Raw genomic sequence first — 24406 nt, 5'->3', positions numbered from 1 at the left:
TCATCGCCTTGCGCGTCGATACACCGCCGGTGACTCTCCCATGCGTTTGCGGAAATGCTGGGTGAAGCTGCTCGCATCCACAAAGCCGCACTGCTGCGCAACCTCGCTCGCGGTCAGGGTCGTTCTCTCCAGCAAACGCACTGCCGCCAGCACCCGCGTTTTAATCAGAAACTCCTGCGGGGTGATGCCGAACGCGCTTTGAAACCGCCTCTGCAGCTGCCGCAGCGACTGGCCGCAGGATTTCGCCACATCTTCGATTAGCAACGGCTTGGAGTAGTCATGCCGGATGATTTCCACCGCCTGCGCCACGGTTTGAAACACCGGCAATCTGCGCTCCGCTTCATCAGGACGCCGCAGCGTGCCCATGACACCCTGCACCCGGCGTTTGGAATCAAAGAGCGGCAGCTTCGTCACCAGAAACCAGTCCGGGATGCCCTGAGAGTCCCACCACAGCTCGACGCGCTCGATCACGTCCACCTTGCCTGCCAGGAGGCGCTTGTCGTCGTCCACATAGGCCTGCGCCATCGTGTCCGGATTCAGATCAAAGTCCGTGCGCCCGATGATCTCGGAATCATCCGGCATCTGATAGCGCTGCATCAGCCCTTCACTGGCAAACATGAGATGCCCCGCTTTGTTTTTGGCAAAAAAGTAAACTCCCGGAATATGGTCAAACAGCCGCTGAAACAGCAGCGTCGGCTCCAGAGAGGCCATCCACGCAGCCCGTTGCTTCCTCCAGCGCGCAATTTCCGCCGCCGAACGCTTGGCGCGCACGCGGGGTCTCAGAGGCACATCAGATCGCCGGGGGGTCGTCACAAGGAGAAGGATGCCGTAGCGCAGACAACGCGCAACTGCCCCTCTCCACTTAACGCACGATCTTTTCCAGCATCGTCCGGCAGTCCTCCCAGGCCACTTCATGAGGCTGGCGCTTGTTCAGCGCGGCCAGTGCCGCCGTCACACCAGCGGCCTCTCCCATCGCCACGGCGTTGCCTGTCACGCGGTAGCTCGCATGTGCCACAAAATCCCCGCTGATGCAGCGTCCTGCCATCATGAGGCCGTCCACATCCTTCGCAATGAGCGCACGGAGCGGAATGTCGTAAGGAGTGAACTTTTTCACGCCACCGCGCTCGATGGTCAGCTTGTCATTGTCCGCCTTGCTCTTGGCATGAATGTCCACGCCAAAGGTCACACGCGCCACCGCGTCTGGGTGGCGTGCCCCCTGGGTGAGATCCTCCGTTTTCACCATATAGCGGCCATGGATACGCCTGCCATCACGCACGCCGATCTGCTCCGCCGTGGCCACCACCTGAAGGCCGTCCCACACACCGCCAAGCTTCCGCAAAGCGCGTGTGATGGTGAAGATCTCCCTGCGTGCGCGCACCGTGGCGGTGGTCATGGCGTCGGCGTCATCGGGGCGTACACCGTATTCGTGGTTCAGCATCAGCAGCACGATGTTGTCGCGCACATGGAAAATGGTCGGCATGCCATAGGAGGGGTCCACCCCGGCACGCTGAATTTCCGCTTTGAAGTTGGCCGTTGCCTCGACGTGCCACTTGAGGTCGCCCTGGTAAAAAGAGATGTACTTCCCCATCTGCGTCACGTCACGCACAACAGCCAGGGCATTCATGGTGAGCGGCTGGCAGGCGCATTCCGCCGACTTGTCATCCTGGCCCATCCTGCCCAGATCCCAGCCGCAGCCGGCGAGAGCGCCCAGCACGCCATCGCCCGTGGTGTCGATGAAAACAGGAGCCTGCCAGGCCTCACGGCCCGAACGTGACTCTGTGATGACCGTGGTGAGCTGCCTTCCCTCCCGATAAGCTGCCACCACCCGCGTTTGCAGGCGAAACTTCACCCCTGCCTCGCTGCAAAGATCCTCCAGCAGCAGCTTCATTTCATCCGGTTCATAAACAAAGCGTCCCGCGTCCGTGCCACGACGCGCACCGCGCTCATCAAGCAGCCGCGTGATTTCCCGCGTGAAGCCGGGCTTGTCGAAATCAAAGATCCAGGTGAGCAACCCCGCCGTCCACACACCGCCAAGGCAGCCGTTGGTCTCAAACAAACGCACCCGTGCGCCCGACCGCGCCGCAGCCACTGCTGCCGCCACACCGGCTGGCCCCGCACCGCAGACGATGACATCCGCATCATGCACCAGCGTCACGCTGCGGTTGGGTTCATCAAACGTCACTGCATTGCTCTTGTCTTCCGCAGCAGACACCCACGTGACAGCAGGCAGCACTGCCGGACCTGCGAGTGCAGCACGTAGAAAATGGCGACGGGAAAAATCAGCAGGAGCGGGCTTCATGGCAGAATGGCGGTGGTGGGTTCCGGAGCGGCGAGTACGCGTTGCAGTCTGCGGCTTCCGCCCCCAGCTTCCCAGCCCGAGTTGTTAACAAAAATAGCACAAACGCAACATGCCCGCCGCCCACGCCCCTGCTGGCCCATGGCCCACTTGGATCCGCCGCCTGCTCAGGCGCGGATGGCCCCGGCGTGTGCATCTGGCCCTGGAGTCCGGCACGCCAGCCTTGCGGGGAGGGCTGCCCGTGCATGACATTCCGCGCTTTTCCATCTGCCTTGCCGGTACCGGGCGCTACATCGTCCTCCGCCAGCAGAAGCTGGAAATCATCACGCTTCAGCGCGGGGACGCCGTTGTGGCCGCGCCCCAGGCGCTGATGGAGCCCCATGCATCGGCGCTCTATCTTGCCATGGGCTTCGTCTTCACGCCTGAGATGACGCGATACCTGCTGGCTAAAAAAGGCCGTGGAGGCCACCGGTTTCTTCAGACGCATCACTACTCAAGGGTGCTGGATGAAGACGGACGGCATTTCTTCCAGGCTCTGCAAAACCGGCGTGGTTCACCACCCGATGATCTGGCGGCACGTCGGCTCGTGGAACTCCTCATCATCAAGACCGCCGAGATGTCCGAGCAGCCCGAGCCAGCGGTAACAAAAGCTGGGAAGGCGCGATTCACCTGGCAGGCGGCCTGCCAGTTCCTTCAGGAAAACCTCCATCACCCCATCGGGCGTCAGGATGTGAGTTCTTTTCTACATCTGCATCCCAACCATGTCTCCCGGCTGTTCCGTGACTTCAGCGGCCGGTCTTTCCTCAATTACCTGCTGCTCGCACGGCTGGAACGCGCGCGCCCCCTTTTAAAAGATCCACAGCTCAATATCACGGAGATCGCGCACGCCTGCGGCTTCCGAGACGTGAACTATTTCATCCGCTGCTACCGCCGCAAATATGGCGAATCACCCGGCAAAACCCGCTTGTCGCATTTCGCATGATCTTTGTCGTGACGCAGATGCAGGGTTCTGCATTAATCTGCAAGCACAACCGCCCATGAAACCCATCGTTCAAATTTCCCTCGACCTCACGAACATCGACGAAGCGCTCGAAACCGCCGCCCTGGCCATGCGTGCCGGAGTGGACTGGCTGGAAGTCGGAACGCCGCTCATTCTTGCCGAAGGTCTGCATGGTGTCCGCGCCATGAGAAAAGCTTTCCCAAATACGCCGATCGTGGCTGACCTGAAAACGATGGATGGCGGCTATCTGGAGGCCGAGATGATGGCCAAGGCCGGGGCCACCCACGTCGTGGTCATGGCCCGCGCTCATGCTGAAACGGTGAAATGCGTGGTAAAAGCTGGCAAGGACTTCGGCTGCAAGGTCATGGGAGACAACATGATCTCCGAGGACATGATCGCAGGGGCCAAGTGGCTGGAGGATCTGGGCTGCGACTACGTGATTCACCACATCGGTTACGATGAGCGCCGGGGCATCGCCGCTGCTGGCATGCGCATGCCCAGCCCGCTGGATCAGCTGCGGGAAGTCGTGAACGCCGTCAAGGTGCCCGTCCAGGCCGTGGGAGGACTCAGTTTGGAGCAGGCCATCCAGTGCCCCAAATACGGCGCACCGCTCGTGGTGCTTGGTGCCCCGCTGACGATTGATGCCGACGCTTTCAAAACCGCTGACGGCAATCTCGAAGCTTCGCTGCGCATGATTTGCGAGGCCGTGCATGCTCAGGACGTTCCTGCTTTCTAATTCCACCTCTTTCCAACCCATGAAATCCGCCGCCGTCGTCAATTACGCGCCTGAAAAAGGCTCCGTCGAAGTCCGTGAAATCGAAACGCCAACCATCGGCAGCGAGGACGTGCTCCTCGAAGTGGCCAATGTGGGTGTGTGCGGCTCCGACCTCCACCAGTGGACCGCCGACCACTCCTGGCCGGTGAACTACCCCGTCGTGCTCGGCCATGAGTTTGGCGGACGCATCGTGGAAGTGGGCAAGGAAGTGGAAGGTTGGAAAGTGGGCGACCGCGTCGTCTCCGAAACCGCCGCCATCATCAGCCCGAACAACCCAATGACGAAGCGCGGGCTCTACAATCTGGACCCCACCCGCAAGGGTTTCGGCTACGGCGTGAATGGCGCCATGACGAAGTATGTGCGCGTGCCCAGCCGCATCCTGCACCATGTGCCGGACCAGCTTCCTTTTGAGCAGGCCTGCCTCACCGAGCCCTGCTGCGTGGCCTACAGCGCTGTGGTGAAAAACGCCCGCATCGAGCCCGGCGACCGCGTGGTCGTTCTCGGCCCAGGCACCATCGGCATACTCTGCGCTGCCATGGCACGCCTCTGCGGTGCCCAAGTTGCCATCGTCGGCCTGCCGCAGGACGCGCACCGTTTGGAAATCGCGAAGCAGTATGGCTGCGAAGTCATCATCGGCGATGCCAAGCCCTGGGCCACTGCCCGCGACGGACTCGGCTGTGATGGCGTCATCGACGCCGCTGGAGCGAGCATCACGCTGAAAATCGCGCTCGACATCGTGCGTCCGGCTGGATGGATCAGCAAGGTGGGCTGGGGCCCGCAGCCTCTGGGCTTCAACCTCGACCCGCTGGTGCAGAAGAACATCACGCTGCAGGGCAGCTTCAGCCACAACTGGCCGATCTGGGAGCGTGTCATCGCCCTGCTGAGCAGCGGCCAGTTTGACGTGAAGCCCATCATCGGCGGCGTGTGGCCTGTGACCGAATGGCACGAGGCCTTTGAAAAAATGCACAAGGGCGAAGTGGTGAAGAGCGTGCTGCGCCCGGTGTGATCGCCAGATCCGATTTCTGGTGGCTGAGGCACGGTCTTGGGCGAACACCCCAGGGCAGTGCCTGCCGGAACCGGGGCAATGGACCTTCACCCGCTCAGTGCTGGACTTTGTGAAGAAGTTCGTCAAATAGCGTGTGTGATGGACGGCGCCCTGCCGTTCTTCTTTCTTCACCCACCACCACCATGAAATCCATTCTCTGCCTCGCCCTCCTGGCGACCTCCGCATTTGCCCTCGATTATCCACGCGTCATTTTCTCGGATGACTTCGCCGCCGATGGTTTCGGCAAGGCCTGGGGCCACTACAAGAGCTCCAGTGTAGTGAAAGGCGGCGTGCTCGTGGGCATCACTGCGCCGGAGTCGGATCATGCCGCGGTAGATGTGATCCGCATCGCCCCGGAGACAGATCTGGAAGTGTCGGTGAAGTTTCAGCTGGTCAGCGATCAGGCCAAGGGCTTCAACATCTGGCTGGATGACAAGGACTACAAAGGCTCGCACGCAGGGCACATCTGCAGCATCTCGGTGAATCCGAAGGCAGTGGTCGTTGCCGATGCCAAGGCCGGCACCTTCAGCAATGACATCTACGCGCGCAAGAAGACGACCCCGCCCACACTGACTGCCGAGGACAAGGCCAACATGCTCAAGTGGACGAAGTCGACGCCCACCACGGTGTCGCTCAAGGAGTGGCACACGCTTACCGTGCGCACCCAGAACGATGTGGTGGAAACCAGCATCGACGGCAAGGTCGTCAGCACTTTCCAATCCCCCGGCGTCGCGCATGATCACAAGACGGTGGTGAGCATCACCACCAACCGCGTGGACGTGATTTACGACGACTTCAGCATCAAGGGCGTGGCGAAATAAGCAGACGAGTTTCCCTCTCACCAGTTTTTGATCCACTTGGCACCGAGGCTCGCATGGGCCTCGGTGTCTTTGCTTTTGGCCATGATGTTCTTTTCGTCTTCAGCATAGGACCAGAGGTCGTAGGTGCTGTTGATGGTGTTTTTCTTGTCGCTGTCGGCCTTGATGTACTGAAGCGGACGACCGAAGGCATCGACAAGAATGTAGCTGCCACCCACCTTGCGCCACATTCCCTGTGGCATTTCAGGAATCATGGCATTTTTAATTTCGTCTGCGCTGACCTGACCGTCCGACTGAGAGTTATTATTTCCGACAGACTGGGCTCCTTTGATGGCATCGCAACCATCGCCCCGCAGCGCCTGGTACAGGCATTTGGCGGCACCGATGCGATAGACCTTCCCCGGCATGACCTCGGCCGTCTCATCTCCATTTGCAGGTTCGGGGTATTCACCGTAGTGCTCACGGTAGCGATCCAGAGCAGACTCGACCATCTGGTTTGCACTTTGTGTCACCTGCCGCTTGGAGGAGCCCGATCCCCCGCTGCCAAGCACCAAGGCTGCAAGCAGGGCAATGATGCCGATGACAACGAGCAGCTCCATCAGCGTGAAACCATGGCCTTTATGGATGATTTTCATGGAAAAATGATATTTGAAACCGTGGCTTTGCCCAAGCTTTAAATCACTGACGCATTTCGCACAGACTTTGTCGTGGAACTGCGGGGCATGCCTCCGTTATGCTCACCGTTATGAATCCCAACCCAACCAGCAGTGACCCGAGCACCCGGCGGGCCTTTGTGAAGGCGTCTGCCGTCGCGGCGGTGGCACCCATGGCATCTGCGATGGCGGCGGATCAGGTGCTGACGAAGGCCCCCATGCGCGAGATCGAGACGGATGTGCTGGTGTGCGGCGGTGGCTGTGCGGGCACGGCGGCGGCACTGAGCGCGGCACGCAATGGCGCGAAGACCATGCTGGTGGAAAAAGCCCCGTTCGCGGGTGGCATCATCACCAGCGTGGGCCTGCCCTACTTTGATGGGATCGCGGACATCAAGACACACCGCGTGGTGGTGCGTGGCATCGCGCTGGAACTGCTGGCCAAGACGGGCGTGTGCAAGGCGGATGCGAAAGAGATCAAGCCGCACAATCCGACCATCCCGAACACCTTTGAGTTCAAGGTGCTGCTGGACCGTGAACTGCAGGCCTGCGGCGACAAGCTGACCGTGCTGTTCAATTCCTTTGTCTGTGATGCGGAGTCTGCAAACGGGCGTGTGACCTCGGTGGTGATCGCCAACAAGGACGGACTCGTCCGCATCAAGCCCAAGGTAGTGATCGACTGCACGGGCGATGCCGATGTGGCCGCCCGCGCGGGTGCGCCCACGGAACAAAGCGCCGAGGTGCAGCCGCTGACGCTGCATTTTCGCATTGGCAAAGTTCAGCGAGCACCTGACATCAGCAAGCTCTGCCGTGCTGCGCTGGTGAAAGCGCAGGAGCTGGGAGAACTGCCGCATTTCTACGGTCCGGGCGTGATGTTCATGTATGCCAATGACGAGGTTTACGTGCATGGCGTGCGTGTTCCCGCCAATCCCACGAATGCAGCGGATCTGAGCCGGGCGGAGATGCAGGGCCGGGCGGATGCGCTGGCCATGCACCGTGCGTGGAAGCGTGATATTCCCGCCTTTGAAGACTCCTATTTTCTCGAAGCCTATCCATGGATCGGCGTGCGTGAATCGCGCAGGCTCATCGGGCAGCACATTTTGAACGAGAAGGAAATCATGCAGGGCCGCCGGTTTGATGATGCCATCGCCACCGGCTGCTGGTATCTCGATCTGCACCCGAATAAAACCGTGGTCGGCAGTGCAAACGACTTCAATCCCGAGAAGGTACAGCCTGGTCCTTATGACATCCCGTATCGCTCGCTGGTGCCGCAGCAGATCGAAAACCTGCTGGTCGCGGGCCGCTGCCACAGTGCCACCCGTGGCGCGCATGCCTCCACCCGTGTGACGGTGACCGCCATGGCTCTGGGCGAAGCGGCGGGTTGTGCGGCGGCGATGAGTTTGAAGCAGAAAACTTCGGTCGCATCGCTGAATGGTCAGCGCGTACGTGAAGCTCTCTCCCAACAAAATTCCGGTCCTTTTACTGATTCCTAACACATGTCTCGTCTTCAAAATAAAGTCATCATCGTCACTGGCAGCGTCACTGGCATCGGCAAAGCCATCGCCAAGCGCTGCGTTGCAGAAGGAGCACGCGTGCTCATCCACGGCCTGGAGCAGGATCTGGGAGAGCAAACTGTGGCGGAACTCGGCGCAGAGAATGCCACGCTCGTCATCAAGGATCTGGCGGATGAGGCGGCCCCGCAGCTGCTCGTGGATGCTGCGCTGAAGGCTTTTGGAAAACTGGATGCCGTGGTGAACAACGCCGCGCAGGTGGGCACGGGCAACATCCAGACCACGGATGGCGTGTGGTTCCGCCGCATGCTGGAGATCAACTGCGTGGTGCCCTACCTGATCACCCGTGCCGCATTGCCGCATCTGAGCGCAACGCATGGCAGTGTCATCAACATCGGCAGCGTGAATGCGTACAGCGGCGAGCCCAATCTGATGCCCTACAGCGTGAGCAAAGGCGCGCTGATGACCCTGACCCGCAACCTGGGCGACACGCTGATGCGTGAAAACGGCGTGCGCGTGAACCAGATCAATCCCGGCTGGGTACTGACGGAGAACGAAGCCAAGCGCAAACACGAGCACGGCCTGCGCGAAGACTGGTATGCGGACCTGCCCAAGGTCTATGCGCCTGCCGGACGCATCCTGTGGCCCGATGAGATCGCCGCCTGCGCCGCGTGGCTGCTGGCCGACGAGTGCGGCCCGATCAGCGGCCAGGTCTTTGACCTGGAGCAGCATCCCTTCATTGGTCGCAATCCGCCGAAAGACGCCTCCACCATTCCCTCCAAATAACTCCCATGCCCAAACTCGCCGCCTTCCCCAAAGCCTTCATGCAGGCCCTCTGCAAAGAAGGAACCATGACCGTCTCCGAATGGATCCAGCTCGCCTCCAAGCTCGATGTGCAGGGCCTTGAATGGTACGCAGGCTTCCTTGAGATGGGCGATGAGAGCAACTGGCCGCGCTTCCGGAAAGAAGTGGAGGACACCGGCAAGGTGATCCCGATGATGTGCTGCTCTCCCGACTTCACGCACCCGGATGCCGACTTCCGCGACAAGGAGATCGCGAAGCAGAAACGCTGGATCGACATGACGCACACGCTCGGCGGATCCTACTGCCGCGTGCTCAGCGGACAACGTCGTCCGGAACTGACGCTGGATGAAGGCGTGAAACTGGCGGCTGAATCCATCTACGCCTGCCTGCCCTACGCGCAGGAGCGCGGCATCACGCTGATCATCGAGAACCACTACAAGGATGACTTCTGGGAGTATCCCGAATTCGCGCAGAAGATGGATGTGTTCTGCAAACTCGTGGATGCGGTGAATCACCCCAACTTCGGCGTGAACTATGATCCTTCCAACACCTACCTGGCGGGTGAAGACCCGATTGAGCTGCTGAAGCGTGTCTCGCACCGCGTGGTGACAATGCATGCGAGCGACCGCTATCTGGCGGAAGGCACCATCGAAGATCTGCGCAAGGAAGAAGGCGGCGCCATGGGCTATGCCAAGCGCCTGCGTCATGGTGAGATCGGCAAAGGCCTCAACGACTACGACGCGATCTTCACCGAACTGAAGAGCAAAGGCTTCAATGGGTGGATCAGCATCGAGGACGGCGTGGATGGCATGGAGCAGCTCGCACGCAGCGTAGAGTTCTTGAAAAAGAAGATCGCCTTCTACTGGCCGCAGTAAGCGATTCCGCCCCCTCCATTTTGTGATGAAAACGAACCCACGATATTTCCTGGGAGGCATGACCTTGCCCAGCGCTCTCCAGCCTTCTCCGAAAGCTACAGCCCGATGAAACACACTCTTTTTCTCAGCCTTCCAGCCTTTGCATCACTTGCACATGGGGAGACAAATTCAGGCCCTCTCCATGGTGCTCTGCTCATTGCGCCGGCCATCCTTGCGAAGGCGGCGGACACCGCAAAACCAAACATCAAAAGCTACGTGGCGAATTCGGACTTGGTCCAAACGACGTGCAGCTGAAGACTTTGGATCAACCCGTCAAAAAGCCGTGAGCCAGCGGAGTCATGCACGTCTTGCCTCATCTCCGAGCTGCGGTTAGGAGGACAACTGCCAAATTTGAGAAGTAAGAAACCACACTGATTCAACCATGAAACGCCTCCTACGCCAACTAAGCCCCTGCCTCCTTCTGATCTCCGCCGCCCTGCATGCCCAGGAGCCGGAGCGGGTCCGCGATGTCATTTACACCAAGCATGATGGCGTGGCGCTGACCATGGATGTCTTCAAGCCGGTGAAGCCAAACGGCGCGGGCATCATCAAGATCGTGAGCGGCGGTTGGAAGTCGAACCACAATGGCATCAGCGATGGCGGCTGGCCGAAGGCGGGATACACGACGTTTGTGGTCGTGCATGGCACGCAGCCGCGGTTTCAGGTGGAGGAGATCGTGGCGGATCTCAATCGTGCCGTGCGCTTTGTGCGTGCTCATGCGGCCGACTATGGCGTGGATCCGCAAAAGCTCGGCGTCACTGGCAGCAGCGCAGGCGGGCACCTGAGCCTGATGCTGGCCACACGCGGCGGCCCTGGCGATGCGAAGGCGGCTGATCCGATTGACCGCGAAAGCAGCGCGGTGAATGCCGTGGCATGCTTTTATCCGCCGACCGATTACCTGAACTGGTTTGAGCCCGGCGACAATGCCGTGGGCATCGGCAAACTTGCAGCCTATGCGGGTGCATTTGGTCCGAAGGCGGCGACGGAGGAAGGACGCACGGCATTGGGACGCGAACTATCATCGATTTACTGGGTTCACAAAGGCCAGCCGCCGATCTTCATCGTGCATGGCGATGCTGACCCGCAGGTTTCGATCACGCAGTCACAACGCTTTCTCAAGCGCTGCCACGAAGAGGGGGCGGTGTGCGAACTGGTCATCCGTGAAGGTGCCGGGCACGGCGGCTGGCAGGAAATGGCGCAGGACACAGAACGCATGGTCGAATGGTTCGATCTGCAGCTCCTTGGCAAGCAGCCTGCCAAGGCGTTCATGCTGGATGTATCCTCGCTGCCCAGCACACCGGTGCAGAAAGTGAAGAAGCCCTGAGTTCGCTCCGCCTTGGATCATGCAGGCCCTCTTCTCACAGCCACCGCTGGGGCCGATGATTCAGCGGCACTCGCCGAACGAGAGGGCTCCCCATGCCACGTCTGCTCCTGCATCCAGCGCGGCCACCAGAGACTCCAGATGGTGTGGCAGCCAGAGATCATCATGCCCCAGGCAGGCGATGTATTCGCCCCGTGCGCGCTGGATGCCATCATTGTTCGGTCCGCCCTGCTAGCAAGGCACCACCGGCATGCAAATCCACTCGAAAGACACGGATGACCTGTGCTATAGGCAGTTCTCATGGCTCTCACTCGCATTTATCTGATCCGTCACGGTGCCACCACCCTCACTGCCGAGGACCGCTTTGCCGGCGCCACCAATGTACCGCTCTCCGATGAAGGCCGTGCGCAGGCAGGCCGCCTGTCCCAGCGTCTGAAAGGCCTGCCGGTGGCAGCGGTTTACGCCTCACCTCTGGACCGCACGATGGAAACCGCGCGCATTCTGGCAGCGGCGCATCAGCTTGAGGTGCATCCGCGAGAAGGCTTGAAGGAAATCTCACACGGGCACTGGGAGCAGCTGACGCGTGCGGAAGTGGAGCAGAAATTTCCCAGCGAGGCCGCGGCCTGGGATGAAGATCCCTTCACCTTTGCCCCTGAAGGTGGGGAGAGCGGTCTTGCCGTGACGGCGCGGGCCCTGCCCGCCCTGATGGAGATCGTGCGGCAGCATGAAAGCGAATCGATCATCGTCGTCTCCCACAAGGCGACGATCCGCCTGCTGCTCAGCTCCCTGCTGGGATTCGATCCTCGGCGATATCGGGACAATCTGGATCAAAACCCGGCGGCCCTTAACGTGGTGGACTTCAAAGATCCGGTGCGTGCGCGCTTGATGCTCTTCAACGACACCTCGCATTACTCCGAGGACACGTTGATCAAGCCAGACACGCCGAAGGCCTGTCTGTCGACCTGGTGGACAAAATAACCCGGATCTGCCTCTCCATGAACGACGACCTTCTGCGAGATACCGAACGATTCCTCCATGAGCAGATCCCGATCACGCGCGCCATGGGCGTCAAACTGGAAAGCTACGACGGTGCGCAGCTTGTGGTGACGGCGCCGCTGGAGCCCAATCACAATCATCTCGGCACCGCCTTCGGCGGCAGCCTCAGCGCCCTGACCACCCTGACCGGCTACGCCATGCTCTGGCTGCAACTGGGAGACCGCCATGCGCACATCGTGATCCGTGAAAGCAGCATCCGCTACAAGCGTCCGGTGGGAGGCATGCTGCGCGCCGTTTGCCTGCGGCCCGATCAAGCTTCACTGGAAGCCTTCAAGGCAGCCTTCCAAAGCACCGGCAAAGCGCATCTCAAACTCCAGGTGCAGGTCATCCACGCCGAGCAAATCTGCGTGCTATTTGAGGGTGACTTCGTAGCACTCCGATAAGAGGCGCAGGCGCGCCTTCTCGCCTGGCCTTCGCGGCCCCCATGTCCACGAGTTCAACACGGCGGTTCTTCGCACGGCCTTCTTCGGTGGCGTTCCTTGCCACAGGAGAAGCGAAGGAAATCCCCACGGGGAACAGGCGCTCTTTGAGAATTCCTTTGCCCGCAAGATTTGCCACCAAGAAGTCTGTGCGTCGCTGTCATTGGATGGAATGTTGAACCTGGGAGTTGCCGGACTTGATTCGTTTCGCCCCCCTGGGATCCAACTTCCATTCCATCTTGCAAGAAGTGCGCATGCATGCCGTTCAAATTTCCCCATGATTCGCACGACACTGCTCTACCTTCTTCTCGGCACGGCCTCCCTGGCTGTGGCCGGCCAAACCCTGCCCGAAAGCGCCAAAGTCGGCCAGTTCTACGCCGGCTGCCAGGCCTATACTTTCAAGGCGTTCGACCTCATGACAGCGTTCGAAAAGATCGCCGCCTGCGGAGGCAAGACGGTGGAGTTTTTCCCCGGCCACTTGATATCCAAGGACGATCCGAAATCCAAGTTTGACCACAACACCACGGCCGAGCAGCGCGCCCCGGTGAAGGCCAAGCTGAAGGAACTGGGCCTCACGCCCGTGGGGTATGGTGTGGTGCGCCTTCTCAACAATGAAGCGGAGTGCCGCAAGATCTTCGACTTCTGCAAGGACATGGGGGTGGGCGTCGTGGTCAGCGAGCCCGCCGAAGACGCCTTCGATCTCATCGAAAAACTGGTGAAGGAATACGACATCAAGATGGCGATCCACAACCATCCGAAGAAGCCTCTGGACCGCAGTTACCGCTACTGGGATCCTGAGTATGTGCTCAGCATGGTGAAGGACCGCGACCCTCGCATGGGTTCCTGCGCCGACATCGGACACTGGGTTCGCTCGGGCGTGAAGCCCACCGATGCCATCAAGATTCTCAAAGGCCGCATCTTCGACAGCCACATCAAGGATCTCGACGCCTTCGGCGTGCGCGAGGCCAAGGACATGATCTGGGGCACCGGCCAGTCAGACATCCCCGCCGTGCTGAACCTCTTTGCCGAGCAGGGCTTTTACGGCCCGCTGGATGCTGAGTGGGAAAAAGACTGGGAAACCAGCCAGCCTGACGTGACCAAGTGCCTGGAGTTCGTGAAGAACTTCAAGCCCACGACGACGAAGTAACCGTCATATTTTAACTTCATTCCGCAGCGGCGCAGGATCATGCATCCTGCGCCGCTTTGTTTGGCAGCCGTTCAGGGCGTACTCACACGCACATCATCAATCTGCAGTTTCTTCCCCTGACCGATGAGAAACACCAGGCGCGACTTCGCCACATCAAATACCGTCCCTTTCGCATCGAGCTTCTGAGAATCGTTGACCGTCACAGTCACCTGATTGCTCCTGAGAGCCACATCCAGCTTGATCCATTCGCCGGGCCTGGCCTGCAGCGGTGCGCTGGCCAGACGCTCGACCCGGTAAAATTTTGGATCGGCCAGCTGCTCCGCCGTGGGCGGAGGCACTTTCCTGCCCTCCTTTGCCAAGGCAGCGCGCAGCTTGCCCTGCTCGATATGTGACTCGGGTGTACCGCGATCCTGGGCGATGGCCAAGGTGTTGCCATAGATGGAAACGCGCAGCAGATGCGCCGAACCGCCAAACGCGGATTCACCGTCGATGAGCATCAGGCAGTTGCCCTTTTCGTCGAGCTTCACCTTGCAGCTTACGGCAAGGTCTCGTCCGGCCAGAGGAGCAAAAACCGCAGGCCCGTGATCATCATCCTTGGCGCACACGCCTTGCAGCGCGCCTTCCACCACGGTCCAGGAATGGGCTCGTCCACCAGTGGTCCACCCCTTGGGCAGCTCGACAGCGGTAAAATCTTCGTGAATCAGTTCACCCGCAAAGGTGGAGGAGCAAAACGCAAGGATGAGCAAAGGAGAGCGCATGAAAACGAAACGACCCGGCATCGGGTGCTGTTGCGATCTGCGCACGAATAAATGTCGAAGGCAGCATCCGGCATTGACCGTACAACGTCCGCCCCCATGATTCTCATCATGCAAATCCGCAGCCTCTTCATCTCACTTTTCCTCTTCTGCCTTGGCGCAACCATCACGCGTGCCGAACAGTTTGTGCTGTTTGATGTCACCTTCACTTTCACCCAGGAAGACGCGCTCAATTCGAAGCCCAGTCAGTCGCACTACTACGTCAGAGGCGACATGCTGAATGCTGCGCGCCCCAAGGACTGGACAGCACCGGTGGACTATCGCAACGGCACCGTGCACGTGCGGCTCGAAGTCCTCGAAAAGCCCGCGGGTGATCAACCCACGACGTGGAGTGTCTGCTACATTCCGCACAAGGGTCAGAACCATGGTTATGGCTGCATCGGCACGGGTGTTTACAAGACAACGGGAGTGCATGAGAAGGATCTCGACATGACCCGCTTCTGGCAAAACGACGACATCATCTGGAGCCAGGGCATCAAAGAAATGCACCTCGTCCTCAAAGACGACCACAACCTCCACGCGCACAAGCGGCCTGATCCCGAAAAATTCTTCCCCACCAAGGTGCGCATGACACTGATTCAGGTTTCAAAGGGCTCGAAGTATGATCCAAAGCAGGTGACGGAACTGTCGGCGGCGAAGCAGAAGTAGGCGGCTTCAGGCTGACTCAGCCTGGCGTCGCATCTGCCGCCCTTTACGCACGAGCAGCACCAGCGGCACGAACCAGATAAAGTTGAGGAGGGTCGCGTATTTCATCGCCCTGCGTGTGAATTGGAAAAATGGGCTTTGGTTCATCACCGCTTTGGCCACGGCATCATTCACGTGCTCCGCCACAGCCACAGCTCCCAGCGCGTGGTGACGTGCCGCCACCATGGCCCCCTGCACCGCCTCCCAGCCTACAGCGCAGCCGCCATAGGCCTGCCAGCCAAGGGCGCAACCACCGATGGCCCAAACGCCCAGGCCTAGGCCGCCCCAGCAGAGCACGCCGACGGCCAGTCCGCCCAGTGACACCAGCCCAAAGGCGCAGCCACCCAGACTGATGGGAGCGATGGTGCAGGCACCAAAGGCGCCGATCACACCGAGGGCCAGATCTCCTGCGGCAAACCAAGCCTTCACAGGGCGGATGGGTTCGCCGCGCTTTCTGCCAAAGCGCAGGTGCACCAAGGGCAGCCCGAGCAGGGTGAAACGACTGCGATACTCAAGCTGCGGCACGCCCCATTTTCCCACCGGCAGGCTTTCAGAGGATGCCTCGCCCGCCTCATTCGCAGCCACACCCCTATTTTGCCGGAAGCCCCATACCAGGCCGCCGATGCAGAAAAGCTGACAGGCCAGAATAAGCCCGCCCAGCAGGGCCACAAAGAGGCCTGGCTGCTGCCGCGCCAGCGATGGCCCGGCAAAAATCAACGCGGTCATCAGCGCACAGAAAAGCACAATGAATGACATGATGACCAGGAAGAATCTCCGGATCATGCGCTGCTCCTCCGCTGAGCGGGCGCTGTCCATGCTCACCTTGTAGCCGATGCCCGCCGCCACGAAGGCCAGAAGAGGACTCAGCGCCCCATTGATGCATGCCATGATGAATGGCTTGCCTCCCGTCCCCCCTTTGGCCAGCGTGACACCGGCGGTGGCTGCGGAGGCAGATGTGGTGGCCAGTGGCAAAGCCGCAAGCACGCAGCAGGTGAAGGCCGCCGTGGGCATGGTCTGGCGCAGGGTGTTTCCCAGCCTGCGCTCCACCTGCTCCGCCAGCATGGCGCGGCCACGCGCCAGCCGCTGCTTCACCGCGTCCTCAGACAGCTCCAGGGACTCCGCCACAGCGGCCACGGATTCATTCTGGCGGTAGTAGAGCACCATGGGCTCGCGGTAGATCTCGGGCAGCGTTTGCAGCGTACGCCAGAGCATGGCGCTTTCCTGTTCCTGGATGGCGCTCTCATCCGGTGCGGGCTCGGCGGACGCAGGATGCGCAACCTCGTCCAGCTCTGCCGCCATCGCTGTCGGCGTGCGCTGCTGCCGGCGCAGGAAATTGTTGATCACATGCCGCGCGATGCCGCAGAGCCAGCCGCGCAGATTGCCCTTCTCGCGCAGCGTGCGCAGCTGCTGCCACGCGGTGATGAAAGTCTCCTGGGCCAGGTCTTCGCTTGCATGCACATTGCCGCAGGCGCTGTAAGCCAGCCCGCAGACGAGCGCCTGATGTCGCTGCACGATGCGGCTGAAGGCCCTCGTGTCACCCTGCAGGCTGAGCTCCACGAGTTGGGCGTCATCTTTAGTTCCAGGGATGAGAGTTGCAGTATTCATGTCATCCTCCAGTGGTCGCCTGCTCACCAGTGGTGACAAAAAATGTGCTTTTTCCTGCGAAACGTCAAACACAACGCCGCCATCAGCCGCTCAAGCCGGAAACTTGCACTATCTTATTCAGTCCGCTGTGCCAAGACTCTCTCCCATGAAACTCCCCGGATCTTCTTTCTTAACCGGGCTGCTCACCTGTTTTTTCGGAGTGATGCAGCAGACAGCCGCTGAACCGATTCAGGTGAAAGCTCAGTTTGTGCATGAGGATGGCAGCGCAATTTCCGGCATGGCCGTGCGCATGGTCATTGGCAGCGAGAAAGACTCACGCGCTCCGCATGCGGGAAAAACGCTCACGACTGACGGCGACGGCCGCGTGAGCTACACCGTCGATGCACCCATCAAAGAGCGGAAGATCCACACCGGCTCCGTCTTCTCCCGCTCGGCATCGCAATTGATCGAGGTCGGCATCGAGATGGAACTGCTTGGACGCCGGGCCTTGTATTGGATTGAATTGGATGTCGTCAAAGCCGGTCCCTTGATGGGCCTGGCGGCCTATGTGCCAGGCTCCAGCGGTCGGTTTGACCAGATGCTCAAGTTCAATGACAAAACGCATGCCTGGTCCTTTCCTGACGATCCCAAAGGCATGCAACTGACGAGCACAGGCGCCAATGTTCTGCAGCATGACGTGAAGAAAGACGCCGCGACGGGTCGCTGGGAAATCAGCCTGAAGGTGGAGAAGCAAAAGTGGGAGCGGCGCTGAAGCAGCTCAAGCCATGGCAATGCCGGCGCCATCCGTGAATGTCCGGAGCCAGTCAATGCGGCGCTNNNGGATGGGATACCACGCCGTCATCACGGCTGCACGAGCGATGAGGCAGTGGTGAAGCGCCGTTTCATTCACAGGACCGTACGCATCGCAGATCGCCCTCACGGTGGCGTGGTCTTCATCCAGAATCTGCGCATTCCAGATGATGGAGGCCACATCCCATTCGATCGGCCCTGCGAAGGTGTCCTCCCAGTCGGTCCACAACAGTCCGCGCGTCGTGTTCATGAAATTGCCCATGTGGGCGTCTCCATGCAGAGGCTGATGCGGACAGCGGCTGAGCACCTCGATGGAGTGCGAGAGGTGGTCCCTCAGCATCTCCTGCGTGGCTGCAGGGAACAGTTCACGGTCCTGCAAAATTGCGAGGCTTTCCGTGAGGATCGCCAGCTTGGGCAAAGGCTCCGCAAAGCGGTGCATGATGTCATGGCATACGCGCAGCGTGCGGCCGATCTCGTGGGGATCAGCCTCGGCATCCACACGGGTGACAAACTGCCAGAAGTTGATCGGATAGCCCAGATGCTCATGCGGTCCAGAAGGGAGATCGGGGTGCAGGGGGATCACGGGTGCGCCGTTCTCCGTCAGATGCCGGGCGATGGCATTCTCCCGCGCAAACCATTCCGTGCCCTGGCGCGGTCCGTCCACATCCTGCACCACGCGCGCCACCAGCGTTTCGGTAAGGCGCAGCACCAGCGTGCTGCCGTTTTGAAGAATGTCGCAGCGGTCCGGCGTGATGCCATGGGCGAGCACCGTTTCTGTGGCGGCGCGGATGGGAAGAGCAGTGTCAGTCATGAGGATGAAAGCGCCAAAATTCAGCCCACCCACTCGCACGATTTCACACAAGCGCCTGCAAGCGTTGCCGCCCAGCGCACGCGCCAGCCCGCGATCTCCGTGGCATACTCCCGCGCTTGATCGTCGTGGTAAGCCGGCTGTGGCTGCAGAGCGAGCGATTGGTCAATGATCACACGCACATCATCCGGCACACTGCTGTCACAGTCCCAGCGCACTGGCAGCCGCTGCGGTGCTTCATCCGCGAAACCGCTGTGGGCCTCGGGCACCGAATCGGCAAAGCGAACATAAGGTTTGATGTCGAGAACGGGCGTGCCATCGACAAGATCGACACCGGAGACAAACAGGCGCGGCGCGGCATCGCCTTCGAGTTCCACGCGATCCAGCTTCACCACGCTGAGGGTCAGCCGGTTCGGTCGAAAGGGCGAGCGCGTGGCAAACACCCCGCGCCGTTCATTGCCCCCGAGTCGTGGCGGGCGCACGGTGAGCGATGTCGGCTCTTCAGTGACCAGATGAAACTGCGTGATGAGCCAAAGGTGGCTGAACTGCTCGATGCCACGCACCGCCTCCATGCGCCGATACGCCGGCTCAAACTCCACCACACCCCAGGCACTGGGAACCAGCCCGGACTGCCGTGGCACACCGAACTTGTCGGTGTAGCACGTGCGCAGCGTGGCGATGATGTTCAATGAAATCATGAGACGAACTGAGCGCGCACATGCGCGTCCGCATCCATTTTCTTCATCGCTTGCTGAATCGGACGACCGCCTCATCTTCACCTTTCATGCATCCCTCCCGCCTGCTGCTCTCCATCCTTCTACTCACCACCTCCGCCGAGGCGGAACGCATGAGCTGGCTGGAGAATGACCACCTCAAACTGGGGGTGGACCTCGATCACGGTGGTGCCATCACCTTTCTAGCCAGCGTGAAGGACGGGGCCAATGTGATCAATAACTTCGACCTGGGGCGGCAGGTGCAGCTTTCGTTTTACTCCGGCCCGGTGCCCTTTGAAGCGAACGGGCAGAAGCCAGCGGAGCACTGGCGGCACATTGGCTGGAATCCGATTCAGACGGGCGACGACTTCAAAAATGCCAGCCGCATTGTGACGCACGAAAACGACGGCAGGCAGATTCACCTCACCTGCGTGCCGCTGCAATGGCCCCTCAACAACGTGCCGGGGGAATGCACCTTCGACTCCTGGCTGGAACTCGACGGCGCGGTGGTGAAGGCACGGGCACGGCTGACCAACACGCGCAGCGACACCACGCAGTATGCGGCGCGACTGCAAGAGCTGCCCGCCGTGTATGCCAATGCCGCGTTTCCTCGCGTGGTCAGCTACATGAATGACCAGCCCTTCAGCCAGGGGGCCGTATCCGCAGCGCCTGCACCTCATGGCAAACATCCCTGGTCTTTCTGGACCGGCACGGAAGGCTGGGCGGCGCATCTTGATGAGAAAGACTACGGCCTCGGCCTCATCACTCCGGGGCGCGTGCATTTCACCGGCGGCTTTGCCGGCAAGCCCGGGCCCAATGACACGCATGGCAACAGCACCGGCTACCTTGCCGGACAGGGACTGGAGATTCTCGACCACAACATCGTCTATGAGTTTCGCTACGAGCTGGTGCTCGGTACCCTGCAGGAGATCCGCGCACGCGCGGCCACGCATCGCCCGCAGGGTCCGCCCGTCTGGAGATTCACGCAGGATCGGCAGGGCTGGCACTACCAAAACGCCCGCGACACTGGCTGGCCGGTGAAAGACCACCTGCATGTGCTGCTGGAGCAGGACGATCCGCAGCTCATCAGCCCGCAGACTTTCTGGCAGGCTGCGGATGCCCCGTATCTCATCATCGACGCCGCCTTTCACACGCAGCAGAAGCACGGCATCGTGATGTGGCAGCCGCATGGGCAACCGGGTTTTGCATCCGCAAACATCATCGCATTTCCCCTCGATGCTGACGGTGAGTTCCACCGCCATGTGATCCCGCTGTCCTCCACCCCCAGCTATCGCGGCGGCATGCTGCGCCTGCGGATCGACCCCGTGGGCAACGCTGAGGCTGGCGCATGGATGAAAGTGCGCAGCATACGGCTTTCGGCCAAGCCGGAGTGAGTTGCAGGCCGGTGATCGACCGCCTTGGATAAATCATTGTACAAGAGTCGGCTTCTTTCTTCGTTTAGTCGCACACCTCTCCATCACCATGCTCCGCTCCGCACTCTGCTTCTTCTCACTCGCTGTTACTTTACCCCTCGTCGCCAAAGACCAGGCAGCACCGGAAGGCTTCACCGCCATCTTCAACGGCAAAGATCTCAGCGGCTGGAGCGGCAGCGACAAATACTGGTCCGTTGAAGATGGCTGCCTCACCGGCGTCGCCGATGGCAAGCTGGACTATAACCGCTTCATCACCTGGAAAGACGGCAAGGTGAAAAACTTCGAGCTGCGCGTGAAAGTGAAAGTCACCCCCGGCGGCAACAGCGGCCTGCAGTATCGCGGCCAGGAGCGCCCTGACCTCGGCGAATGGGTCGTCACAGGTTATCAGTGCGATGTTGTCCCGGCGAAGGATGACTACAATGGCATGCTCTACGAAGAGCGCGGCCGTCGCATCCTCGCCCACACCGGAGAGAAGGTCATCATCGATCCCCAGGGCCAGCCCTGGGTTGTCGGCAAGCTGCCCATCCAGAACTTCCCCGCTGACCAATGGCACGACTACCGCATCCTCGTCGAAGGAAATCACCACCAGCACTGGATCGACGGCGTGCAAACCGTGGACGTCATCGACCTCGATGAAAAGGGCCGCGCACTTGAGGGAGTGATCGCCGTGCAGGTGCACGTGGGACCGGCCATGAAAATTCAGTACAAGGACTTCTTTGTGAAGCACCTGCCTGCAGACCTGTCACTGCTCAGTGCCACGCAGGCCCCCATCCCGGCCGATGCCGTGAAGGTGGTGCCTCAAGGTGGGGGCAAGCCAAAGAAAGTCGCCAAGTGATCTGGTCCGACGCTCACTTAGCGCCGTAGGCACTGGTCAGGTAGTCGATCAGCGCCGTGTTGTCCGCTGGCAATGGCGCGGCGTATTTTTCTTTCATCTTCTTCACCGTCGCCTCCCAGAACTTGCGGGGCAGCGGTGGCTGGGTGGACACATACTCCGTGGAGTGGCAGGTGATGCACAGGCTCTGCGCCAGCTCCGAACCTGCGCCGGGCTTGTAGGCACCGCTTTCTGCCGGCCACACAAAGCTGGAAAAATCAGGCGCATCCACAGTGGCCTTGTCTGCGGCCGAAAGGCAGACTGCACTGGCACTGATCACACACAGGCTGAGAAAGATTTTTTTCATGAGACAAAGAGGAGTGGGTTGGCGTGGCATCAGGGCGTTCAGGCGACGGTCACGTGGGTGGTTTCCACCACATTGCGCATGTAACCCTGCGGATTCCACAGCGGCTCCATGCCCTGCGATTCTCCCAGGCGGTTCACGGCGCGCACCTTCAACTCGCAGGGGCCTTTCTTCTGCGGCTTCCACGCAAAGGACCACGGGCGGAAGGAGTATCTGCCCAGATCTTTGCCCAGCTCAGCAGCCTGCCAGGTACGCCCGCCGTCATCAGACACCACCACTTCCGTGATGCCGGCACCGTGGTCAAAGGCGATGCCGCTGAGGTGCGTCACCACGCCGGCCTGTACCTGCGCCCCGTCCAGATGGCTGGTGAGAAAGGAGCGGATCTTGAACCGCGTGATGGGCACCGTGCTCGTGGGTGTAGTGCCGGGCTCCACACAGCCTCCGGGGGTGGTGGCGATGCGGTAGCCTGTAGCCATGAAAAATCCGTCAAACGCGTCCTTCACCACATTCAGCTCGTTCAGGTGCTTCACCCAGTAGGTGCCGTAGTAGCCGGGCACCACCAGCCGCAGCGGGTAGCCGTTCAGCAGCGGCAGCGGCTCGCCGTTCATTTCGTAGGCCAGCAGGATCTCGCCGTCCAGCGCATGGTCCATTTCCAGCGCCTTGATGAAGTCCGGTGTCTGCGGCAGTGTCGGTGTGTCCAGCCCGTTGCACACCACCTGTTTGGCCCCGGCCTGCACTCCGGCCTTGGTCAGCACGTCCTTCAGCCTCACACCACGCCATCTGGCATTGCCCATGGCACCGTTGCCCAGTTGTCCGCCTCCCACGCGCGGCTGGAAAAATCCACGGCTGTTCCCGGAGCACTGGTTTACCGCCACCACCTCCACTTGCTCAAACTGCGTCTTCAGCTCCTTCAGGGAAAGCTGCAGCGGTTTGTCCACCAGCCCCTTGATCTCCAGTCGAAAGGCGGCCGCATCCACGCTGCGCGGAATGTTCGCCAGATGGTAGCGCACGAAAAACGCATCGTTCGGCGTGATCACCTCCTTGAACACCTCCATCGGCGTCTCCAGTTGCGGTGGCCGCGTGGTCAGCAGGATGAGGGGCCGCTTCTGCGGAAACTGCACCATCCGGCGCTCGCCATTGGCAAAGGGCAGCGTCACGCGCTCCTCCGCCCCGGCCCCACGGCCCAGACTCAGTCCGGCCACCGCCGCACTGGCCTGTGAAAGAAACTGACGGCGGGAGGAGCGGGAGTTCGGGATCATGGCGTGTTCGAAAAGAAGGTGGCTGGCTCAGTCGGAGGAGGCACGATTCAGCAAAAATCCGCAGCCGCAGTTCGCGGCAGCCTGCCAGTCTGGCAGCACCACCTCAAAAACATGCGGCGGGCCATCTGCAGCACCGCGCCATGAATCAACGCTCCAAATGCCTTGAATTCTATCATTCCAGCGCAGCCTTCGCTCACCTCTCATGCATCCGCCCGGACCTCAGTCCACCATCCGCCATGTCAGCTCCATCCCCATGCCCACAGGCAGCGGCGTTACCGGTCCCGCAGGTGTCTCCAGCAGCGTCATTGTCTGCGCCGCCTTCTCCATCTGAAACCGCTTTTCCGACACCGGAAAGCCATAAAACGCCGGGCCATTGAGGCAGAGAAAACTTTCCAGCAGCGCCCGCCCCTCCGCCGTGCCGAGATCCGCACCAGCCTCTTCAAACGCCATCGTATAGAGCTGCGGCGCACAGCCGCCGGTGAAGCAGCCCGCCGCGCAGCCGCAGGCCGTGGCCTTCGTGGTATGCGGCGCACTGTCCGTGCCCGCGAAAAACTTTTTCTGCCCCGCCGTCGTCACCGCCTGCCGCAAGGCAGTGCGGTCATCCTGAAACTTCACAATGGGCAAACAGTACAGGTGGTACTTCAGCCCCTGAATCAAATGTCCCAGCGTGTACAGCAGATGCTGCGGCGTGATCGTCGCGCCCACATGTGCGGGCGCACTCGCGACAAACTCCGCCGCTGTGCGTGTGGTGATGTGCTCGCACACGATGCGCAGCTTGGGATGCGCCTCGATCAGGCGCGGCATCCGCTCCGTGTAAAACCGCGTCTCCGCATTCTGCTGCGCGTCGATGTAGTCCGGCCCGCTCAGCGCATGCTGCTCGCCATGAATGCACAGCACAATCCCGTGCTGCTCCATCGCCCGCAGCACGTCGCTGCCGATCAGGTCATCCATCGGCATGCCATGCTCTGCGTTCGTCGTCCCATGCGGCGGGTAATATTTGCAGGCCCGCAACTGCCCCGACGACGCACCTTCCGCAATCATTGCCGCCGTGGTCTGCCGCGTCAGGTAAAGCGGCACAAGGAGCTGCTCAAAGGCATCCGCCCCCGCTGCCCGCAGTTCCGCCGAGTAGCTCTCAATCGACCACCCATCGCTCTGCGCCGCTCCTGAGATGCGCGACACCGGCGGCTGCGTGTTCGGCATCGCCAGAGCCCCTGCGCAGCCCATGGCCAGATGCGCCTGGACATACGAGGCCATTGCGGGGCCTTGGCGGAAATGCGTGTGAAGATCGAACCACTTGGGAAGCGTGAGGGTCATGCTCTTCCGTTAGCTCGGTGCGCCGTTGGTTCAATCGCGAGATGCAAAGTCTTCG

Annotated in this window: 26 protein-coding genes; 15 read left to right on the top strand and 11 right to left on the bottom strand. The window is 60.7% G+C overall.

Annotation, left to right across the window (positions count from 1 at the left end):
* Both ACILSL_RS01505 and ACILSL_RS01500 read right to left on the bottom strand, forming a co-directional pair.
* On the bottom strand, positions 1-789 hold the full coding sequence (locus ACILSL_RS01505; protein ID WP_395730222.1) for a helix-turn-helix domain-containing protein: 789 nt from the start codon (positions 787-789) through the stop codon (positions 1-3).
* 73 nt (positions 790-862) lie between these two features.
* Positions 863-2299, bottom strand: a complete 1437-nt coding sequence (locus tag ACILSL_RS01500; RefSeq protein WP_395730221.1) for an FAD-dependent oxidoreductase — start codon at positions 2297-2299, stop codon at positions 863-865.
* Between the two features lie 109 nt (positions 2300-2408).
* Here ACILSL_RS01500 and ACILSL_RS01495 point away from each other — a divergent pair, with 109 nt between their 5' ends.
* From ACILSL_RS01495 to ACILSL_RS01480, 4 genes are all read left to right on the top strand, one after another.
* A complete protein-coding gene (locus tag ACILSL_RS01495) occupies positions 2409-3278 on the top strand; it encodes a helix-turn-helix transcriptional regulator (protein WP_395730220.1) in 870 nt (289 codons plus the stop codon).
* 55 nt (positions 3279-3333) lie between these two features.
* The gene (locus ACILSL_RS01490; protein WP_395730219.1) at positions 3334-4032 is read left to right on the top strand and encodes an orotidine 5'-phosphate decarboxylase / HUMPS family protein; all 699 of its coding nucleotides are present in this window, start codon (positions 3334-3336) and stop codon (positions 4030-4032) included.
* A 19-nt stretch (positions 4033-4051) separates the two neighbouring features.
* Positions 4052-5077, top strand: coding sequence for a zinc-binding dehydrogenase (locus ACILSL_RS01485; RefSeq protein WP_184339341.1), 1026 nt, complete (start codon positions 4052-4054; stop codon positions 5075-5077).
* Between the two features lie 182 nt (positions 5078-5259).
* Complete coding sequence (locus ACILSL_RS01480; RefSeq protein WP_395730218.1) at positions 5260-5937, top strand: hypothetical protein; 678 nt, start codon at positions 5260-5262, stop codon at positions 5935-5937.
* Positions 5938-5954: 17 nt separating this feature from the next.
* On the opposite strand, the gene ACILSL_RS01475 is transcribed toward ACILSL_RS01480, so the two are convergent.
* Positions 5955-6569 carry a type II secretion system protein gene (locus ACILSL_RS01475; protein ID WP_395730217.1) on the bottom strand — a complete coding sequence of 205 codons (615 nt, stop codon included), beginning with the start codon at positions 6567-6569 and terminating at the stop codon, positions 5955-5957.
* Between the two features lie 110 nt (positions 6570-6679).
* On the opposite strand from ACILSL_RS01475, the gene ACILSL_RS01470 reads away from it, so the two are divergent.
* The 4 genes from ACILSL_RS01470 (at position 6680) to ACILSL_RS01455 (ending at position 11137) form a co-directional block, all read left to right on the top strand.
* Positions 6680-8077, top strand: coding sequence for an FAD-dependent oxidoreductase (locus tag ACILSL_RS01470; RefSeq protein WP_395730216.1), 1398 nt, complete (start codon positions 6680-6682; stop codon positions 8075-8077).
* A gap of 3 nt (positions 8078-8080) precedes the next feature.
* Positions 8081-8881, top strand: a complete 801-nt coding sequence (locus ACILSL_RS01465) for an SDR family NAD(P)-dependent oxidoreductase (RefSeq protein ID WP_395730215.1) — start codon at positions 8081-8083, stop codon at positions 8879-8881.
* 5 nt (positions 8882-8886) lie between these two features.
* Positions 8887-9774, top strand: coding sequence for a sugar phosphate isomerase/epimerase family protein (locus tag ACILSL_RS01460; RefSeq protein ID WP_395730214.1), 888 nt, complete (start codon positions 8887-8889; stop codon positions 9772-9774).
* A 421-nt stretch (positions 9775-10195) separates the two neighbouring features.
* Positions 10196-11137 carry a prolyl oligopeptidase family serine peptidase gene (locus ACILSL_RS01455; protein ID WP_395730213.1) on the top strand — a complete coding sequence of 314 codons (942 nt, stop codon included), beginning with the start codon at positions 10196-10198 and terminating at the stop codon, positions 11135-11137.
* 60 nt (positions 11138-11197) lie between these two features.
* On the opposite strand, the gene ACILSL_RS01450 is transcribed toward ACILSL_RS01455, so the two are convergent.
* A complete protein-coding gene (locus ACILSL_RS01450) occupies positions 11198-11341 on the bottom strand; it encodes a glycosyltransferase (RefSeq protein WP_395730252.1) in 144 nt (47 codons plus the stop codon).
* 93 nt (positions 11342-11434) lie between these two features.
* On the opposite strand from ACILSL_RS01450, the gene ACILSL_RS01445 reads away from it, so the two are divergent.
* From ACILSL_RS01445 to ACILSL_RS01435, 3 genes are all read left to right on the top strand, one after another.
* On the top strand, positions 11435-12112 hold the full coding sequence (locus ACILSL_RS01445) for a histidine phosphatase family protein (RefSeq protein WP_395730212.1): 678 nt from the start codon (positions 11435-11437) through the stop codon (positions 12110-12112).
* A 17-nt stretch (positions 12113-12129) separates the two neighbouring features.
* Positions 12130-12573 (top strand): YiiD C-terminal domain-containing protein, encoded by a 444-nt coding sequence (locus ACILSL_RS01440; protein WP_395730211.1) that lies wholly within the window; start codon positions 12130-12132, stop codon positions 12571-12573.
* Positions 12574-12886: 313 nt separating this feature from the next.
* Positions 12887-13756, top strand: a complete 870-nt coding sequence (locus ACILSL_RS01435; RefSeq protein ID WP_395730210.1) for a sugar phosphate isomerase/epimerase family protein — start codon at positions 12887-12889, stop codon at positions 13754-13756.
* 71 nt (positions 13757-13827) lie between these two features.
* Here ACILSL_RS01435 and ACILSL_RS01430 read toward each other — a convergent pair whose 3' ends face one another.
* The gene (locus ACILSL_RS01430) at positions 13828-14514 is read right to left on the bottom strand and encodes a hypothetical protein (RefSeq protein ID WP_395730209.1); all 687 of its coding nucleotides are present in this window, start codon (positions 14512-14514) and stop codon (positions 13828-13830) included.
* A 96-nt stretch (positions 14515-14610) separates the two neighbouring features.
* Here ACILSL_RS01430 and ACILSL_RS01425 point away from each other — a divergent pair, with 96 nt between their 5' ends.
* Positions 14611-15219 (top strand): hypothetical protein, encoded by a 609-nt coding sequence (locus ACILSL_RS01425; RefSeq protein ID WP_395730208.1) that lies wholly within the window; start codon positions 14611-14613, stop codon positions 15217-15219.
* Positions 15220-15225: 6 nt separating this feature from the next.
* Here the strand turns inward: ACILSL_RS01425 and ACILSL_RS01420 are convergent, their stop codons facing one another.
* Positions 15226-16860 carry an RNA polymerase sigma factor gene (locus ACILSL_RS01420; RefSeq protein ID WP_395730207.1) on the bottom strand — a complete coding sequence of 545 codons (1635 nt, stop codon included), beginning with the start codon at positions 16858-16860 and terminating at the stop codon, positions 15226-15228.
* A 202-nt stretch (positions 16861-17062) separates the two neighbouring features.
* Between ACILSL_RS01420 and ACILSL_RS01415 the strand changes: the two genes are divergently transcribed.
* Positions 17063-17611, top strand: coding sequence for a hypothetical protein (locus ACILSL_RS01415; RefSeq protein ID WP_395730206.1), 549 nt, complete (start codon positions 17063-17065; stop codon positions 17609-17611).
* Positions 17612-17617: 6 nt separating this feature from the next.
* Here ACILSL_RS01415 and ACILSL_RS01410 read toward each other — a convergent pair whose 3' ends face one another.
* The gene (locus ACILSL_RS01410; protein ID WP_395730205.1) at positions 17618-18460 is read right to left on the bottom strand and encodes a phosphotransferase; all 843 of its coding nucleotides are present in this window, start codon (positions 18458-18460) and stop codon (positions 17618-17620) included.
* A 20-nt stretch (positions 18461-18480) separates the two neighbouring features.
* Entirely contained in the window at positions 18481-19155 is a 675-nt protein-coding gene (tsaA, locus tag ACILSL_RS01405) for a tRNA (N6-threonylcarbamoyladenosine(37)-N6)-methyltransferase TrmO (RefSeq protein WP_395730204.1), read from the bottom strand.
* Between the two features lie 86 nt (positions 19156-19241).
* Between tsaA and ACILSL_RS01400 the strand changes: the two genes are divergently transcribed.
* Positions 19242-20564 (top strand): hypothetical protein, encoded by a 1323-nt coding sequence (locus ACILSL_RS01400; protein ID WP_395730203.1) that lies wholly within the window; start codon positions 19242-19244, stop codon positions 20562-20564.
* 88 nt (positions 20565-20652) lie between these two features.
* The gene (locus ACILSL_RS01395; protein WP_395730202.1) at positions 20653-21438 is read left to right on the top strand and encodes a DUF1080 domain-containing protein; all 786 of its coding nucleotides are present in this window, start codon (positions 20653-20655) and stop codon (positions 21436-21438) included.
* A gap of 13 nt (positions 21439-21451) precedes the next feature.
* On the opposite strand, the gene ACILSL_RS01390 is transcribed toward ACILSL_RS01395, so the two are convergent.
* The 3 genes from ACILSL_RS01390 to ACILSL_RS01380 all read right to left on the bottom strand — a co-directional run bounded on the left by ACILSL_RS01390 (position 21452) and on the right by ACILSL_RS01380 (position 24351).
* Positions 21452-21781, bottom strand: a complete 330-nt coding sequence (locus ACILSL_RS01390) for a hypothetical protein (protein WP_395730201.1) — start codon at positions 21779-21781, stop codon at positions 21452-21454.
* A 38-nt stretch (positions 21782-21819) separates the two neighbouring features.
* Positions 21820-23037, bottom strand: coding sequence for a molybdopterin-dependent oxidoreductase (locus ACILSL_RS01385; protein ID WP_395730200.1), 1218 nt, complete (start codon positions 23035-23037; stop codon positions 21820-21822).
* A 219-nt stretch (positions 23038-23256) separates the two neighbouring features.
* The gene (locus ACILSL_RS01380) at positions 23257-24351 is read right to left on the bottom strand and encodes a dihydroorotase (protein WP_395730199.1); all 1095 of its coding nucleotides are present in this window, start codon (positions 24349-24351) and stop codon (positions 23257-23259) included.
* Between the last annotated feature and the right edge of the window lie 55 nt (positions 24352-24406).

The sequence above is a fragment of the Prosthecobacter sp. genome (assembly GCF_044222345.1).
Taxonomy (GTDB): domain Bacteria; phylum Verrucomicrobiota; class Verrucomicrobiia; order Verrucomicrobiales; family Verrucomicrobiaceae; genus Prosthecobacter.
The sequence above is the reverse complement of the archived record's forward strand: the minus strand, read 5'-3'. Positions and strand labels throughout refer to the sequence as shown.

Excerpts from the sequence above, each read along its gene's own strand:
- ACILSL_RS01500 (WP_395730221.1), bottom strand. The coding sequence starts at position 2,299 with ATGAAGCCCGCTCCTGCTGATTTTTCCCGTCGCCATTTTCTACGTGCT.
- ACILSL_RS01495 (WP_395730220.1), top strand. The coding sequence starts at position 2,409 with ATGCCCGCCGCCCACGCCCCTGCTGGCCCATGGCCCACTTGGATCCGC.
- ACILSL_RS01490 (WP_395730219.1), top strand. The coding sequence starts at position 3,334 with ATGAAACCCATCGTTCAAATTTCCCTCGACCTCACGAACATCGACGAA.
- ACILSL_RS01485 (WP_184339341.1), top strand. The coding sequence starts at position 4,052 with ATGAAATCCGCCGCCGTCGTCAATTACGCGCCTGAAAAAGGCTCCGTC.
- ACILSL_RS01480 (WP_395730218.1), top strand. The coding sequence starts at position 5,260 with ATGAAATCCATTCTCTGCCTCGCCCTCCTGGCGACCTCCGCATTTGCC.
- ACILSL_RS01475 (WP_395730217.1), bottom strand. The coding sequence starts at position 6,569 with ATGAAAATCATCCATAAAGGCCATGGTTTCACGCTGATGGAGCTGCTC.
- ACILSL_RS01470 (WP_395730216.1), top strand. The coding sequence starts at position 6,680 with ATGAATCCCAACCCAACCAGCAGTGACCCGAGCACCCGGCGGGCCTTT.
- ACILSL_RS01465 (WP_395730215.1), top strand. The coding sequence starts at position 8,081 with ATGTCTCGTCTTCAAAATAAAGTCATCATCGTCACTGGCAGCGTCACT.
- ACILSL_RS01460 (WP_395730214.1), top strand. The coding sequence starts at position 8,887 with ATGCCCAAACTCGCCGCCTTCCCCAAAGCCTTCATGCAGGCCCTCTGC.
- ACILSL_RS01455 (WP_395730213.1), top strand. The coding sequence starts at position 10,196 with ATGAAACGCCTCCTACGCCAACTAAGCCCCTGCCTCCTTCTGATCTCC.
- ACILSL_RS01445 (WP_395730212.1), top strand. The coding sequence starts at position 11,435 with ATGGCTCTCACTCGCATTTATCTGATCCGTCACGGTGCCACCACCCTC.
- ACILSL_RS01440 (WP_395730211.1), top strand. The coding sequence starts at position 12,130 with ATGAACGACGACCTTCTGCGAGATACCGAACGATTCCTCCATGAGCAG.
- ACILSL_RS01435 (WP_395730210.1), top strand. The coding sequence starts at position 12,887 with ATGATTCGCACGACACTGCTCTACCTTCTTCTCGGCACGGCCTCCCTG.
- ACILSL_RS01430 (WP_395730209.1), bottom strand. The coding sequence starts at position 14,514 with ATGCGCTCTCCTTTGCTCATCCTTGCGTTTTGCTCCTCCACCTTTGCG.
- ACILSL_RS01425 (WP_395730208.1), top strand. The coding sequence starts at position 14,611 with ATGATTCTCATCATGCAAATCCGCAGCCTCTTCATCTCACTTTTCCTC.
- ACILSL_RS01420 (WP_395730207.1), bottom strand. The coding sequence starts at position 16,860 with ATGAATACTGCAACTCTCATCCCTGGAACTAAAGATGACGCCCAACTC.
- ACILSL_RS01415 (WP_395730206.1), top strand. The coding sequence starts at position 17,063 with ATGCAGCAGACAGCCGCTGAACCGATTCAGGTGAAAGCTCAGTTTGTG.
- tsaA (WP_395730204.1), bottom strand. The coding sequence starts at position 19,155 with ATGATTTCATTGAACATCATCGCCACGCTGCGCACGTGCTACACCGAC.
- ACILSL_RS01400 (WP_395730203.1), top strand. The coding sequence starts at position 19,242 with ATGCATCCCTCCCGCCTGCTGCTCTCCATCCTTCTACTCACCACCTCC.
- ACILSL_RS01395 (WP_395730202.1), top strand. The coding sequence starts at position 20,653 with ATGCTCCGCTCCGCACTCTGCTTCTTCTCACTCGCTGTTACTTTACCC.
- ACILSL_RS01390 (WP_395730201.1), bottom strand. The coding sequence starts at position 21,781 with ATGAAAAAAATCTTTCTCAGCCTGTGTGTGATCAGTGCCAGTGCAGTC.
- ACILSL_RS01385 (WP_395730200.1), bottom strand. The coding sequence starts at position 23,037 with ATGATCCCGAACTCCCGCTCCTCCCGCCGTCAGTTTCTTTCACAGGCC.
- ACILSL_RS01380 (WP_395730199.1), bottom strand. The coding sequence starts at position 24,351 with ATGACCCTCACGCTTCCCAAGTGGTTCGATCTTCACACGCATTTCCGC.